The sequence below is a fragment of the Erwinia sp. SLM-02 genome (assembly GCF_037450285.1).
Taxonomy (GTDB): Bacteria; Pseudomonadota; Gammaproteobacteria; order Enterobacterales; family Enterobacteriaceae; genus Erwinia.
Genome location: NZ_JAQISN010000001.1, coordinates 2,592,931 through 2,605,651, shown reverse-complemented (window position 1 = coordinate 2,605,651; position 12,721 = coordinate 2,592,931). Strand labels below are relative to the sequence as shown.

At 56.3% G+C, this 12,721-nt stretch carries 14 protein-coding genes; 8 read left to right on the top strand and 6 right to left on the bottom strand.

Annotated features, from left to right (window positions below; genetic code table 11):
• Nucleotides 1–30: 30 nt before the first annotated feature.
• Nucleotides 31–1,266 (top strand): alanine transaminase, encoded by a 1,236-nt coding sequence (gene alaC / locus PGH32_RS12015; protein WP_314427597.1) that lies wholly within the window; start codon nt 31–33, stop codon nt 1,264–1,266.
• A 56-nt stretch (nt 1,267–1,322) separates the two neighbouring features.
• Here alaC and ypdK read toward each other — a convergent pair whose 3' ends face one another.
• From ypdK to PGH32_RS12000, 3 genes are all read right to left on the bottom strand, one after another.
• Complete coding sequence (gene ypdK / locus PGH32_RS12010; protein ID WP_314427640.1) at nt 1,323–1,394, bottom strand: membrane protein YpdK; 72 nt, start codon at nt 1,392–1,394, stop codon at nt 1,323–1,325.
• A 197-nt stretch (nt 1,395–1,591) separates the two neighbouring features.
• Complete coding sequence (locus PGH32_RS12005; protein ID WP_314427594.1) at nt 1,592–2,620, bottom strand: HlyD family secretion protein; 1,029 nt, start codon at nt 2,618–2,620, stop codon at nt 1,592–1,594.
• Nucleotides 2,617–4,227, bottom strand: a complete 1,611-nt coding sequence (locus tag PGH32_RS12000; RefSeq protein ID WP_337894143.1) for an MFS transporter — start codon at nt 4,225–4,227, stop codon at nt 2,617–2,619. Before PGH32_RS12000 ends, PGH32_RS12005 begins: the two co-directional genes overlap by 4 nt.
• 165 nt (nt 4,228–4,392) lie before the next feature.
• Between PGH32_RS12000 and PGH32_RS11995 the strand changes: the two genes are divergently transcribed.
• The 4 genes from PGH32_RS11995 (at nt 4,393) to PGH32_RS11980 (ending at nt 7,079) form a co-directional block, all read left to right on the top strand.
• Nucleotides 4,393–5,175, top strand: coding sequence for an IclR family transcriptional regulator (locus PGH32_RS11995; RefSeq protein ID WP_314427589.1), 783 nt, complete (start codon nt 4,393–4,395; stop codon nt 5,173–5,175).
• Nucleotides 5,176–5,187: 12 nt separating this feature from the next.
• Nucleotides 5,188–5,637 (top strand): universal stress protein, encoded by a 450-nt coding sequence (locus PGH32_RS11990; protein WP_314427586.1) that lies wholly within the window; start codon nt 5,188–5,190, stop codon nt 5,635–5,637.
• Between the two features lie 53 nt (nt 5,638–5,690).
• Nucleotides 5,691–6,500, top strand: coding sequence for a hypothetical protein (locus PGH32_RS11985; RefSeq protein ID WP_337894142.1), 810 nt, complete (start codon nt 5,691–5,693; stop codon nt 6,498–6,500).
• Between the two features lie 297 nt (nt 6,501–6,797).
• Nucleotides 6,798–7,079 (top strand): hypothetical protein, encoded by a 282-nt coding sequence (locus tag PGH32_RS11980; protein ID WP_314427636.1) that lies wholly within the window; start codon nt 6,798–6,800, stop codon nt 7,077–7,079.
• 118 nt (nt 7,080–7,197) lie between these two features.
• On the opposite strand, the gene PGH32_RS11975 is transcribed toward PGH32_RS11980, so the two are convergent.
• On the bottom strand, nt 7,198–7,356 hold the full coding sequence (locus PGH32_RS11975) for a hypothetical protein (RefSeq protein ID WP_158612811.1): 159 nt from the start codon (nt 7,354–7,356) through the stop codon (nt 7,198–7,200).
• Nucleotides 7,357–7,648: 292 nt separating this feature from the next.
• On the opposite strand from PGH32_RS11975, the gene PGH32_RS11970 reads away from it, so the two are divergent.
• On the top strand, nt 7,649–8,530 hold the full coding sequence (locus PGH32_RS11970; RefSeq protein ID WP_337894141.1) for an SMP-30/gluconolactonase/LRE family protein: 882 nt from the start codon (nt 7,649–7,651) through the stop codon (nt 8,528–8,530).
• Between the two features lie 47 nt (nt 8,531–8,577).
• Here PGH32_RS11970 and PGH32_RS11965 read toward each other — a convergent pair whose 3' ends face one another.
• Complete coding sequence (locus tag PGH32_RS11965; RefSeq protein ID WP_337894140.1) at nt 8,578–9,804, bottom strand: L-lactate MFS transporter; 1,227 nt, start codon at nt 9,802–9,804, stop codon at nt 8,578–8,580.
• Between the two features lie 257 nt (nt 9,805–10,061).
• Nucleotides 10,062–10,379, bottom strand: a complete 318-nt coding sequence (locus tag PGH32_RS11960) for a hypothetical protein (RefSeq protein WP_337894139.1) — start codon at nt 10,377–10,379, stop codon at nt 10,062–10,064.
• 250 nt (nt 10,380–10,629) lie between these two features.
• On the opposite strand from PGH32_RS11960, the gene tssB reads away from it, so the two are divergent.
• A complete protein-coding gene (gene tssB / locus PGH32_RS11955) occupies nt 10,630–11,127 on the top strand; it encodes a type VI secretion system contractile sheath small subunit (protein ID WP_337894138.1) in 498 nt (165 codons plus the stop codon).
• A gap of 34 nt (nt 11,128–11,161) precedes the next feature.
• Nucleotides 11,162–12,709, top strand: coding sequence for a type VI secretion system contractile sheath large subunit (gene tssC, locus PGH32_RS11950; RefSeq protein ID WP_337894136.1), 1,548 nt, complete (start codon nt 11,162–11,164; stop codon nt 12,707–12,709).
• The last annotated feature ends 12 nt before the right edge of the window (nt 12,710–12,721 follow it).

The following is a 12,721-nucleotide window of genomic DNA, read 5'->3' as shown; positions in this document are numbered from 1 at the left end:
CGGGCGCTAACGTAAGCGAGCAAAAATACTATGGCTGATATCAGTTCAACCCGTCGTTTCTCCCGTATAGAACGCCTCCCACCCTACGTGTTCAACATCACCGCTGAACTGAAGATGGCCGCCCGCCGTCGTGGGGAAGATATTATCGATTTCAGCATGGGCAACCCGGATGGCCCGACGCCACCGCACATCGTGGAGAAACTCTGCACCGTTGCCCAGCGCGAAGACACGCACGGCTATTCCACTTCACGCGGCATTCCGCGCCTGCGCCGGGCAATTTCCCGCTGGTATGCCGATCGCTACCAGGTGGATATCGATCCGGAATCGGAAGCCATTGTCACCATCGGCTCGAAAGAGGGGCTGGCACACCTGATGCTGGCGACGCTCGATCACGGCGACACGGTGCTGGTGCCGAATCCCAGCTACCCCATCCATATTTACGGCGCGGTGATTGCGGGTGCGCAGGTGCGTTCCGTTCCGCTGGTGGCGGGCATCGACTTCTTTAACGAGCTCGAGCGCGCCATTCGCGAAAGCTATCCCAAGCCGAAAATGATGATCCTGGGCTTCCCGTCCAATCCGACCGCGCAGTGCGTGGAGCTGGACTTCTTCGAACGGGTTATCGCTCTGGCGAAGCAGTACAACGTGCTGGTGGTCCACGATCTGGCCTATGCCGATATCGTCTATGACGGCTGGAAAGCGCCGTCGATTATGGAAGTGCCGGGCGCGCGCGATGTGGCGGTGGAGTTCTTCACCCTGTCAAAAAGCTACAACATGGCCGGCTGGCGTATTGGCTTTATGGTGGGTAACAAAGATCTGGTTGCCGCGCTGGCACGTATTAAAAGCTATCACGACTACGGCACTTTCACCCCGCTGCAGGTGGCGGCAATCGCCGCGCTGGAGGGCGACCAGCAGTGCGTGCGCGATATCGCCGAGCAGTATAAGCGCCGCCGCGATGTGCTGGTGAAAGGACTGCACGAAGCCGGATGGATGGTTGATAATCCTAAAGCCTCAATGTACGTCTGGGCCAAAATTCCCGATCGCTACGCCCACCTTGGATCGCTGGAATTTGCCAAACTGCTGCTGCAGGAAGCGAAAGTCTGCGTTTCACCGGGAATTGGCTTTGGCGACTACGGCGATACCCACGTGCGTTTTGCGCTGATTGAAAACAGCGATCGCATCCGCCAGGCGGTAAGAGGGATTAAAACGATGTTCCGGGCAGATGGCATACTGCCATCCGCCGCGAAAGGTAGCGCGGAAACGCTCTGACAGCGAGCGGTAATCAGTACGGGTCAGGCAGTGCCTGACCCGCTTTTGGGGAAGCTCTACAGCATCAGATAAAAGGTGCCGACCCACAGTAGCAGGATAAACGAAATCCCCATAAACGCGTATTTCACGAACAGCTCCTCTGCGCGGTTACGGCTATGGCGATCCCGGACCAGCGTAACGCGAACAGAATCAACCTCAGGCGGACTTATTAATGCCGGACGCGCTGAGGCAGGGTCGCCATGGGGAGCCCACGGCAGGATCGATCGCTAATTTACCCGCATTGCCTGGCAAAATAAAGGCGATTGTGCTGAGAACTTTCTCACATTTAGCGCATTTTTAATTCAGGAATCACCGACATTCCCACCCGCAGACGCGCCAGATCCGGCTGATCCCTCTCCAGAACGATTTTAACCGGCAGGCGCTGAACCACTTTGGTGTAATTACCGGTGGCGTTATCCGCCGTGATGGCCGCGAAGGTCGAGCCGGTCGCCGGAGCAATGCTGTCGACGTGGCCGCGCAGGGTTACGCCGGGCAGTGCGTCAACGGTAATGCTGACCGGCTGGCCGCTGCTGACGTGGGCGAGCTGCGTTTCCAGGAAATTTGCCAGCACGTAGCTCTGCTGCAGGGGAACCACCGCCAGCAGACGCGTACCGGCAGACACCCACGCCCCCTCACGCAGCGAGCGCTGACCCACCGTGCCGGAGATCGGCGCGGCAATGCGGGTATAGGAAAGGTTCAGCTCGGCCTGATCGACGCTGGCTTTCGACGCGGCAATATCGGCTTCCGCCTGGCGCACGCTGGCCTGCAGGACCGGAACCTGTTTGCGCGCGGCCAGCACTGCGGCCTGGCTCTGCTTCACCTGCGCGGCGGCGCTCAGCATGGTTGAGTTCGATTTCTGCTGCTCGTCGGCGGTTGCCGTGCCGCTTTTCAACAGCTGGCGGTAGCGCTCCGCGTTTTGCCCGGCATAGTTAAGAGACGCCTGGCTGGCGCTGACCGCCGCTTCATTCTGCGCGATGGTCGCCTGCTGCTGGTCGAGCTGCGCCTGAACGCTACTCAGCTTGGCTTCGCTAATCTGCAAATTCGCCCGGGCCGTCTCCAGCGCCACGCGGTAATCGCGATCGTCAATCGTTGCCAGCACGTCACCGGCCTTAACTTGCTGGTTGTCAGCCACGTTCACGTGGCTGATATAGCCGGAAATTTTCGGGGCCACCAGCGTGTAATCTGCGGTGACCACCGCATCGTTGGTGCGATAGTCGTGGCTGCCGATCGCCGACCAGATAAAAAAGGCCATCCCCAGCAGAGCCAGCAGCAGCAGCGCCAGCAGTGAGGTACGTTTTGCAGGTGTGAAACTCATGATGTTGTTCTCGTTGTTTGCGGAGCAGAATTAATCAGGGTTTGCGGCGGCCAGACGCGTTTTGGCAGCCAGGCGGTCAGCACTACCAGCAGCAGGGCAAAGCCGATAAGCAGCAGATAGGTGTCGCTGATGCTGAGGATCGTCGCCTGGTGTTTCACCAGCGTGCTGAAGTGGCTGAGATTTTCCGTCGAGCTCGCCGACCCGTCGGGCAACAGCGGCTGGAGGCTGCTGGCCGTATCGCTGCTGTTTGCCACAATCAGCCAGGGGCGGTTACCCAGGTTATCGACCAGCACATGGGAGTGGAATTTCTCGCGATGGGTGAGGAAATTCTCGACCAGGCTGCCGGCCGCGACGCTGGAAAAACCGCGCACGGTATTAAACATTGCCGAGGCAAACGGTCCTTCCGGCGGCATCACCACGCTGGTGGCGCTCATCAAGACCGGCAGGATCAGCATCGGCTGGCCGAAGGCCTGCAGTGCCTGGATCAGCCAGAAATTCTGCCGTGCCCACTCACCGGTCAGCTGCGTGCCCAGCAGGCAGGACGCAATCATCAGTCCGGCTCCGGCGATGAGCACCCAGCGGCAGTCCACCTGGCGCAGATTCAACAGCGTGGCGACAAGCGGGGCGATCAGCAGCTGCGGCAGGCCAATGGTCAGCGCCAGCGGGGCAAACTGCGCGGTGCGGAAGCCCTCAATCTGCGCAAAATACGCCGAAGGCAGCGCCGAGCCTGAGAGCGACACCATCAGGACTCCTGCCAGGACCAGCAGGCCGTGGGCAAGATTTTTGCGCTGCAGCATCTGCAGTTTGAACAGCGGCAGCGGGTGATACCACTCGTTAATAAAGAAGGTCAGCAGCAGCGCCGCGGATGCCAGCAGCATACCGGCGATGAGCGGCGATTCAAACCATTCCAGCCTTTCACCCTGAGTTAGGCCGAGGATCAGCAGCGCCATCCCGCTACAGCCGGTCAGCATCCCAAAGGCATCGATCTGCCGCAGACGCTCCAGGCGCAGCGGATCCTGCGGCAGTCCCCAGCCGATCAGCAAGGCGGCGATCAGACAGGGGGGGATCACCTGCCAGAAAGCAAACTGCCAGCCGACCGAATCGGTCCAGAAGGCGGCGAGGGACGCGGCCATATTGGGGCCGAAGGTCGCCGTCATCGCATAGGCCGCAAGGCCGTAGAGCTTGATCGTCGGCGGCAGGAAGCGCAGCGCGACGGTCATCAGCATCGGCGGCAGTGCACCACCGAACAGCCCCTGAATCACCCGCAGCGTAATAAACAGAGTGGGGTCGGACACCAATGGCTGTACCATCGCCAGGCAGGCAAAACCCGTCGTTGCCACCAGGGTAAAACGACGAAGTGAGAAGGTGACCGCCAGCCACGGGGCGATCATCATCGCGGCGACTTCAGCAGCCTGATAGGCAGAGGTTATCCAGCTGCCGGTATCGTAGTCGATGCTAATCGCCGCGCGGATATCCGCCAGCGCCAGATCGGTGACGCGATCGTTAAGGCCGGAACTGAGGGTGGCAATCAAGACCCCAATCAGCCCGAGAGCCAGGCGCAGGGTAAAAGGATGCGGCGGCGGCATCGCCACCGGCGGGCTGTTCATAGCAGGTGCTCCGGGAGGATTATAATTATCGATGCAGTGTATTGCATCGTGATACATTGCCGCCGATATTACATCTTGATGCAGTGTATTGCAATGCGATGCAGTGTGCCGGGCCAGGTAAAAAAGTGCTACAGTAACCCCCGAGAGCAAGGAAAGAGAATCGCTATGTCTGAACCCGCAACTCCGCACGATGAAGAAAGGACCGGTGGCATTCAGGTCATCACCCGGGCGGCAAAAATTCTGGATGCGCTGGGCGCAAAACCTAACGGTATGAGCCTCGGCGAAATTGCGCTGGCGGTGGATCTGCCGCGTTCTACCGTGCAGCGCATCGTCGCCGCGCTCGATTCCGTACAGCTGGTACGCAGCCACGGTGCGGGTGGGGTGCGGCTTGGTCCGGCTCTACTGCGGCTGATCGCCAACGTGCATACCGACGTGGTGGCGATTGCGCAGCCCTGGCTTCAGGCGCTGTGCCAGGCTACGGGCGAAACGGTATCGCTGGGCAGAGCCAGCGGATTGCAGCTGGCCATCGTGCATTACGTGGTGGCGGATCGCGAACTGCGCGTGGTGCCGCGTATTGGCATGAACCTGCCGCTTTACAGTACCTCCGGCGGCCGTGCGCTGCTGGCGCTGGACAGCGACGAAGCCGCCCGGGAGCTGCTGGGTGAAGCCTACCAGGCGATCACCGATCTGACCGTGCGTGATTTCCCGGCGCTGCTGGCGCATCTGACGGAAATTCGTCATACCGGTCTGGCCTATGACCGCGGTGAAACGCTGGAGGGCGTATCCACGATGGCGGTGGCTATCGATACTATTCTGGGACGTTTTTCCATCAGTCTTCTGGTTCCCACTCCCCGTTTTGAAAAATTTGAAGATCATTACCGCCAGGAGATCCTGAAATGTAAGCTCGGGATGGTGGATGAAATTGGCAAAGTGGCATTGCGTGATTAACAGGAGAACGCTATGAAAACGCTTTTGGTGGCCGTTGATAACTCTGGGATTGCTCGTAAAGTCGTGTCGCTGGCAACGGAACAGGCGCTGGCGCTGCGGGCCGAGGTGGTGGTGCTGTGCTGTATTGACGTCAGCTATGCCTCATCCGGGCCGTTTGAGATTGAAGCCGGAGAAGATCCCGGTGATTTTGGCATGGCGCTGGACGAACAAAACACCGCCGAAGCCGTGGTGCGTCGTGCACTGTCAGAGCTGCAAAAGTCTGGCGTAGCGGCGCGCGGTCGGGTGATTGCCGGTGAATCGGCTGAAACCATCGTTGCCCAGGCCAACACGCTGAACGCCGCGATGATTATCATGGGCCGTCGGCACCTTTCTTCATTTAATCGCCTGCTGAAAGGCTCGTGCAGCGCATCGGTCATTGAACGCGCCAGCTGCCCGGTACTCGTTGACGTTCGGGCAGATTAAGCCCTTTTATTTCAGGCCGGGATGCCCGGCCTGACTGCATCAGGAAAACCGTTTTGATTTCTCAACCCGTGATGATTTCTGCAGCGATTGCGCTGGTCTGGCTGGTCGTGATTGCGCTGCTGGTGAAGCGCGGCAGCCTGGGGAAAATATCCGCGCTGCTGCTGCTTGTTGTGCCGCTGGTGGCGGGCAACCTCTATTACTTTCGCTGGATGGCACCCCAGCAGGCCGAAACAGCGCGTCTGGATGCCGCTCAGCAAAAGCTGGCGATGCAGCCGGTCTGGCGCACGATCAAAACCCAGCAGCCCGCGTTATACAGGCAGGCCAGTGATGAACTGCTTAGCGGCCTGCACCGCGGCCTGACTGAACAGCAGGCTTTCGATCGGCTACGCCCGCTGGCGGCCGACTTACTCAATCAGCGGATAAATTCCGCGGCGGATGACGATCTCACCGGCTATATGAAAGTCTCGCTGGAGGAAATGAAACAGCTGCGCCAGCAAAGCGCCGATCGCTGCTTCCGCTTCCTTTTCCCGCAGGTCAGGGGAGGCGTGGATATTGCTGAGCTGCTGCCGCCGTCGCTGGTTGAAAGCGAAATGCAGGCGATGGACAGATTATTGATTAACAGCGGCGGTGGCGATCGGGTGGTGGATCTGCCGCGCGGGCGCAAACAGCTTCAGTCGGTAGTGAAAACGCTGTACGGCAAGTGGGGCAGCGATCTGCAAACTCTGAACACCCCGGCGGAAGCGGGCGTGGATGAAAGTAAACTCTGCGATATGACCATCGATCTTTATAAGTCTGTGCTGGCACTTGCGGATAAAGATTCGGCCAACGTTTTACGTATAATTATTAGTGGAACAGGTAATTAGTTCTGAAAAAAAGCCCGCTCGCCGCGGGCACAAGTCATAAAGTAAAGCAATGATATAACTATAAAAACCTGGTGTGGTTCAGACATTTGCGTTGTCTGAACGCATAGTCGCATTGAACGGCCGGTAACGCCAGGCGTCTCCCCGAATTGATTCAATCGGTAAAACTTTGCATTTTTCTCCTCTTCGTCCTGTGAGGGTTACAGGCGTGTCGCTGAGTAAAAAAATGCAAATGCGCCGTAGTCTGATGGTCCCCGGAGGCGAGGTTGTTATCATGCCGACCGGAGGAAAAGAGCAATGATGAAATCAAAAATAACTGCCTTAGTGGCAATGCTGCTTCTGGCGGGCTGTACTTCCAGCAAGCCAGGCGCATTTGAAAAAGTAGACGAAGACCCGGCGGTGAATACCGTTCAGTATCGTTTTAACCCGGGTAAGGTTGATAAAGTCGCGCTGGCTGAAGATATTGAGCGTTACTGCACCGAAAGGGGTTTTGATAAAGTTGAAGCGCTGTCTCCGCAGGAGAGTCACGTACCCGGATTAATGAAAGCCTGGTATCAGTGCAATTACAGTATTAAAAGCTAAAAAAAATGGGCGGATGAATTTCCGCCCAATTTTTATCAAAAGTAACTGCCTTTCTTTATTGTTATCTTGCCGTGTGCAGGCTTTGCCCGCCGTCGGTGAGACGTCTCACCGGATAAGGTTACCAGCCCCTGTGCGGCCCGCCGCGGTGGTAGCCGCCATGATAGCCACCACCGCCGTGATACCCGCCGCCGCCATGATGAGGGGGGGCCACGATGCAGCCGCTCAGCATAATAATCAGCGCCATTACAGAGGTTGCTTTCATTATATTTTTCATCATTTCACTCCTGCCATTTCGATACGTACAAATTTAACAAGGCAAAATGGAGGAATAATGCGGGTAATGTAGAGTTATTTATTCAGATATTTCAAATAATTTCTGATTTGGTTCCCGGTTCAATCCTGACGGGATATTAAATAAGAATAGTATTAAATATATCGCCGGGTGATAAGAATCATCTCAAATCATTATAAAGCCTGATTCACGCCAGCGAAACGGCAATGCGTTTTTTTGTGCGTCTTCGGCAAAAATAACGTAAATTTTAGCCGTACATTCTTATCAAGGAGCGCTAATGAGCTATCAGGTAGAAAACGTACTGCGCGCGCAGACCGAACTGGGCGAGTGCCCGCTGTGGGATACGCAACAGCAGGTGCTGTGGTTTGTCGATATTCTGGCCCCGGCGCTGCATCGTTTCGATCCCGCCAGCGGTGAGCATCAGGTCTGGCCGGTTGCGGAGGATATCGGCTGCATCGGCCTGTGCGAAGGGGGCGGATTGATTGCCGCACTGCGCAGCGGGGTGTGTTTCCTGAATGAGCAGGGGGAGATCGTCCGGCGCATTGCGGACAATCCCGGAGAGGCCGCGCGGAGCCGCTTTAACGATGGCCGCGTCGACCCGTTTGGCCGCTTCTGGTGCGGCAGCCTGTGGGAACCTCAGGATCGCAACGGCGGCAGGCTCTGCCGCGTGGACGAGAACCTGCAACTGACGGTACAGGCAGAGGACATCAAGATCTCCAACGGGCTGGCATTTTCACCCGATCGCCGCTGGATGTACCACACCGATACGCCGAACGGCGTGATGTTTCGCTATCCGCTTGATGCGTCGGGCAATCCGGGCAACCGTGAAGTGGTCAGGCACTTTATCCAGCAGCAGGGCGGTTTGCCGGACGGGGCCGCCGTGGACAGTGAGGGCTTCTACTGGTCGGCGATGTTCGACGGTCAGCGGGTGATACGCCTCGACCCGGCCAGCGGCGAAATTGTCGATGAGATCCCGCTGCCGGTGCGCTGGCCCACTATGGTGGCCTTTGGCGGCAGCGACCTGAAAACGCTGTATATCACCAGCTCGCGTGAAAACCGGACCCCGGAAGAGCTGGCGCAGTATCCGCAGTCCGGCGATCTGTTCGCGGTGCGGGTCAGCGTGGCCGGCTTGCCCGAGCCACGTTTTGTCCACTCATAAAAAAACCGCCGTCGGTGATGACGGCGGTTCAGCTTATCAACCCGCTATCAGGCGTGCTGCAGCTCTTTTTTCTGCTGCGCAGTGGCGTTTGGCATACGGATAACCGCCGACATCAGCAGCGATACCACCAGCAGCGCCATAATCAGACTGAAGGTCACCATAAAGCCGCCGAACAGGGAGGCGATCAGCGAGCCGAGCACGCTGCCGATACCGAAGCCGAGGTAAATAACGCCGTAGTTTTTGGTCAGATTGTTGAGGCCGAAGAAATCACTGACCAGTGACGGATAAACGGTGATGGTGCCGCCGAAGCTGAAGGCGACGCAGGCCACGGCAATAAAGAAGGTGGTTTCGTTCATGCTGCTGAACAGCAGGATACCCATACCGCACAGTGAAACAACCTGCGCCAGGCTGATCACCCGGATACGCGCCACTTTATCAGACATCACACCCAGTACCAGGCGACCGCTCAGGTTGGCGATAGCGATAATCGTGACCGCGCTGGCCGCGGTCTGCGCGCTGAGGTTAACCAGGCTCTCACCGATATCCTTCGCCACGCCAATCACATACAGGCCGCTCATGCACGCCGTCAGGAACATCAGTGCCAGCATCCAGTACTGCGGCATACGCATGGATTCGGCCAGAGTGTAATCACGAACCGGCTGAGAATGGCTACTGGCTGAAGCTTTCTGCAGCGGTGCATCCTTCATCATCAGTGAACCCAGAACAATCATGCTCATCGCCAGCCCGCCCCAGATGATAAAGGTGGTTTCCAGGCTGTTCACGCTTAGCAGGTAGCTACAGATAAATTTGAAGCCCAGGCTGCCCAGTCCGTATGCGCCGATGGAGCAGGCGGAGATCAGCCCCTTACGCTCCGGGAACCACTTCACGCAGTTAGACAGGGTGATCAGATAGCCTGCGCCATCCGCCAGACCGACCAGCACCCCCGCCGTCAGGTAGAGCATAAACAGGTTATCCGCCTGGGAGGTCAGCATCAGGCCGGCGGCCATCAGCAAACCGGCGGACAGCGTAACGTTACGCACGCCAAAACGTTCCTGTAATTTCCCGGCAACGGAAGAGGCCAGGGCCAGACCGAGGCTCAGCAGGCCAAAGGAAAACGCCACCTTGCTGATTGGCGCATCCAGCTTGCTGGACAGCTGGCCGTTGAACAGGCTCCAGGTGTAAACGGAACCCAGGGCAAACTGAGTAATGATGGTGCCGGTCAGGGTTAACCAGCGGGTGCGGTTAGCGCTGCGGCTCAGGGTTGATGTGCTCATGTAATTCTCCCGGTGGGAATGCTAAGAATCTTTAAATTGGGGAAATTTTAAGCCTGTCTGCGATACCCACGACGGAAAAGGGCATGAAGTGCCGTGTTCAGGGAATGAAATGCATGGATACCGACATGAATGGCATCTGGCCGCGTAATTCACGGCCCGGAGATGAGGTAACTATATTGATTTAAATCAATTTTATGCCTTTTCATGGCGCCTGAAGCGTAATGAACAGGCTGAGTCGCTGAGCGTTCAGCGGTCTTTTACTCCGCGACGGGCTGACTATCTTTGTGCCAAATACGATCGCTGCCGGTAAATATCCTCTTAAGAAGAGCAGAGAGGGACGACGATGAATTCTCAGCGGTATCGCCATGATAATTAATTTCTGTTTTATACATAGTAAAAAATCCAATATTAATACCGGCCACCTTAATGCTTTCATTTTTGTAGCCTGCATCAAAAAATTGATAACAACATCTGTTGTCTGAAAACATTAAAACCGTGCATTTCTTGAGACTTGTCTTATCAATAAAGGCGTTCGGGAAAATATAATGATTCAGGTCAATTTTATCCGACTTCATGATTTTATTTCGTAATACTCGATCAACTAACGTGATCTGGCTTCTATTTGACGGCTGTCAGTCGGTATGTAACTCACTTGTCATGAATAATCGGCTAATAACAGAATCCCTGTGGAATTATATTGTTAGGATTTTTCTTGCTTTAACCGTTTGATTCATAAAGTTGATTAATTAAGACTGAATGCACTATTATCGCCCGAAAGGAAATTGAGACAGTAATTTATTACATGGCGATATCAAAGAGGGAATTATGAGCGACAGCTTCCAGAAGGAAATACCAAAGGCACGTATTAATCTGAAACTCGATCTTCATACCGGTGGTGCCAGTAAGAAAATGGAACTGCCGTTGAAATTACTGGTTACCGGTGATTTCAGTAACGGGCAGGAAACCGCGCCGTTATCGGAACGCAGTAAAACGGACGTTAATAAAAATAATTTCAACAGCGTGCTGGCGGAATATTCTCCGTCGGTGAATATCACCGTTGAAAACACACTGGCCGGAGACGGCAGCGAAGAAAATATTCACCTCACCTTCCGCAATATGAAGGATTTCACTCCCGAACAGGTGGCCCGCCAGATCCCTCAGCTTAAGGCCATGCTGGCCATGCGCAATCTTCTCCGCGATCTGAAAGCCAATCTGCTGGATAACCAGAACTTCCGCAAAGAGCTGGAGAAAATCCTGCTTGACCCGGCACTGAGCAATGAACTGCGCAGCGAACTGTCAGCGATGGTGCCGGAACAGGCATAAACGGTCGCAATGTTTAACGGATTAACAAGAGAAAATGCTGATGTCTGTACAAAATAAGAATGCCACGTCTGCGGAAAGTGTAACCCTTGAACACCCGCAGGCGGGCGGTGTTTACGCTTCCCTGTTTGAAAAAATTAACCTTCATCCGGTGTCCACCCTCAGCGCGTTAGATATCTGGCAGGATGCGCAGGCAATGTCTGATGCGACGGCCGATGAGCGCCTGACCGCCGGAATGCAGGTGTTTCTTGAACGCCTGCGCCAGGCGGGCACGAAAGTCGAGAAACTGGATAAGGCACTGATTGATCACCACATTGCCGAGCTGGATTTCCAGATTGGCCGCCAGCTGGACGCGGTGCTGCACCATCCGCAGTTCCAGGCCGTTGAGTCGCTGTGGCAGGGGGCCAAATCGCTGGTGGATAAAACCGACTTCCGCCAGAACGTCAGAATCGAACTGCTGGATCTGTCGAAGGAGGATTTGCGCCAGGACTTTGATGATGCGCCGGAGATTATCCAGAGCGGCCTCTACCTGCAAACCTACGTGGCCGAATACGACACCCCGGGCGGTGAGCCGATTGCTGCGCTGATTTCCGCTTACGAATTTGACGCTTCCGCACAGGACGTAGCGCTGCTGCGCAATATTTCCAAAGTCTCTGCGGCTGCCCATATGCCGTTCATCGGTTCTACCGGCCCGTCGTTCTTCCTGAAATCGTCGATGGAGGAGGTGGCGGCGATCAAGGATATTGGCAACTACTTTGACCGCGCCGAGTACATCAAGTGGAAATCCTTCCGCGATACCGACGATTCGCGCTATATCGGCCTGGTGATGCCGCGCGTGTTGGGCCGCCTGCCTTACGGACCGGACACCGTACCGGTACGCAGTTTCAACTACGTTGAAGAAGTGAAAGGCCCGGACCACGATAAATACCTGTGGACCAACGCCTCGTTTGCCTTTGCCGCCAACATGGTGCGCAGCTTTATTGATAACGGCTGGTGCGTACAGATCCGTGGCCCGCAGGCCGGCGGCGCGGTGAAAGATCTGCCGATCCACCTGTACGACCTGGGCACCGGTAATCAGGTGAAAATCCCGTCTGAGGTGATGATCCCGGAAACCCGCGAATTTGAGTTCGCCAACCTCGGCTTTATTCCGCTGTCCTACTACAAGAACCGTGATTACGCCTGTTTCTTCTCGGCAAACTCCACCCAAAAGCCGGCCCTGTATGACACCGCCGACGCCACCGCCAACAGCCGGATCAACGCTCGCCTGCCGTACATCTTCCTGCTGTCGCGCATCGCCCACTACCTGAAGCTGATCCAGCGTGAAAACATCGGCACCACCAAGGATCGCCGCCTGCTGGAGCTGGAGCTGAATACCTGGATCCGCGGCCTGGTGACCGAGATGACCGATCCGGGCGACGAGCTGCAGGCCTCGCACCCGCTGCGCGACGGCAAAGTGGTGGTGGAAGATATCGAAGACAACCCGGGCTTCTTCCGCGTGAAGCTGTATGCGGTGCCGCACTTCCAGGTCGAAGGGATGGACATCAACCTGTCGCTGGTCTCGCAGATGCCGAAAGCGAAAGCATAAGCCGAGGAAAAA

Bases quoted from the DNA above. Each gene is read 5' to 3' on its own strand.
- PGH32_RS11990 (WP_314427586.1), top strand. From the start codon at position 5,188: ATGAAAACGCTTTTGGTGGCCGTTGATAACTCTGGGATTGCTCGTAAA.
- tssC (WP_337894136.1), top strand. From the start codon at position 11,162: ATGCTGATGTCTGTACAAAATAAGAATGCCACGTCTGCGGAAAGTGTA.
- PGH32_RS11970 (WP_337894141.1), top strand. From the start codon at position 7,649: ATGAGCTATCAGGTAGAAAACGTACTGCGCGCGCAGACCGAACTGGGC.
- PGH32_RS11960 (WP_337894139.1), bottom strand. From the start codon at position 10,379: ATGAAGTCGGATAAAATTGACCTGAATCATTATATTTTCCCGAACGCC.
- PGH32_RS12000 (WP_337894143.1), bottom strand. From the start codon at position 4,227: ATGAACAGCCCGCCGGTGGCGATGCCGCCGCCGCATCCTTTTACCCTG.
- PGH32_RS11965 (WP_337894140.1), bottom strand. From the start codon at position 9,804: ATGAGCACATCAACCCTGAGCCGCAGCGCTAACCGCACCCGCTGGTTA.
- tssB (WP_337894138.1), top strand. From the start codon at position 10,630: ATGAGCGACAGCTTCCAGAAGGAAATACCAAAGGCACGTATTAATCTG.
- alaC (WP_314427597.1), top strand. From the start codon at position 31: ATGGCTGATATCAGTTCAACCCGTCGTTTCTCCCGTATAGAACGCCTC.
- PGH32_RS11980 (WP_314427636.1), top strand. From the start codon at position 6,798: ATGAAATCAAAAATAACTGCCTTAGTGGCAATGCTGCTTCTGGCGGGC.
- PGH32_RS11995 (WP_314427589.1), top strand. From the start codon at position 4,393: ATGTCTGAACCCGCAACTCCGCACGATGAAGAAAGGACCGGTGGCATT.
- PGH32_RS11975 (WP_158612811.1), bottom strand. From the start codon at position 7,356: ATGATGAAAAATATAATGAAAGCAACCTCTGTAATGGCGCTGATTATT.
- PGH32_RS12005 (WP_314427594.1), bottom strand. From the start codon at position 2,620: ATGAGTTTCACACCTGCAAAACGTACCTCACTGCTGGCGCTGCTGCTG.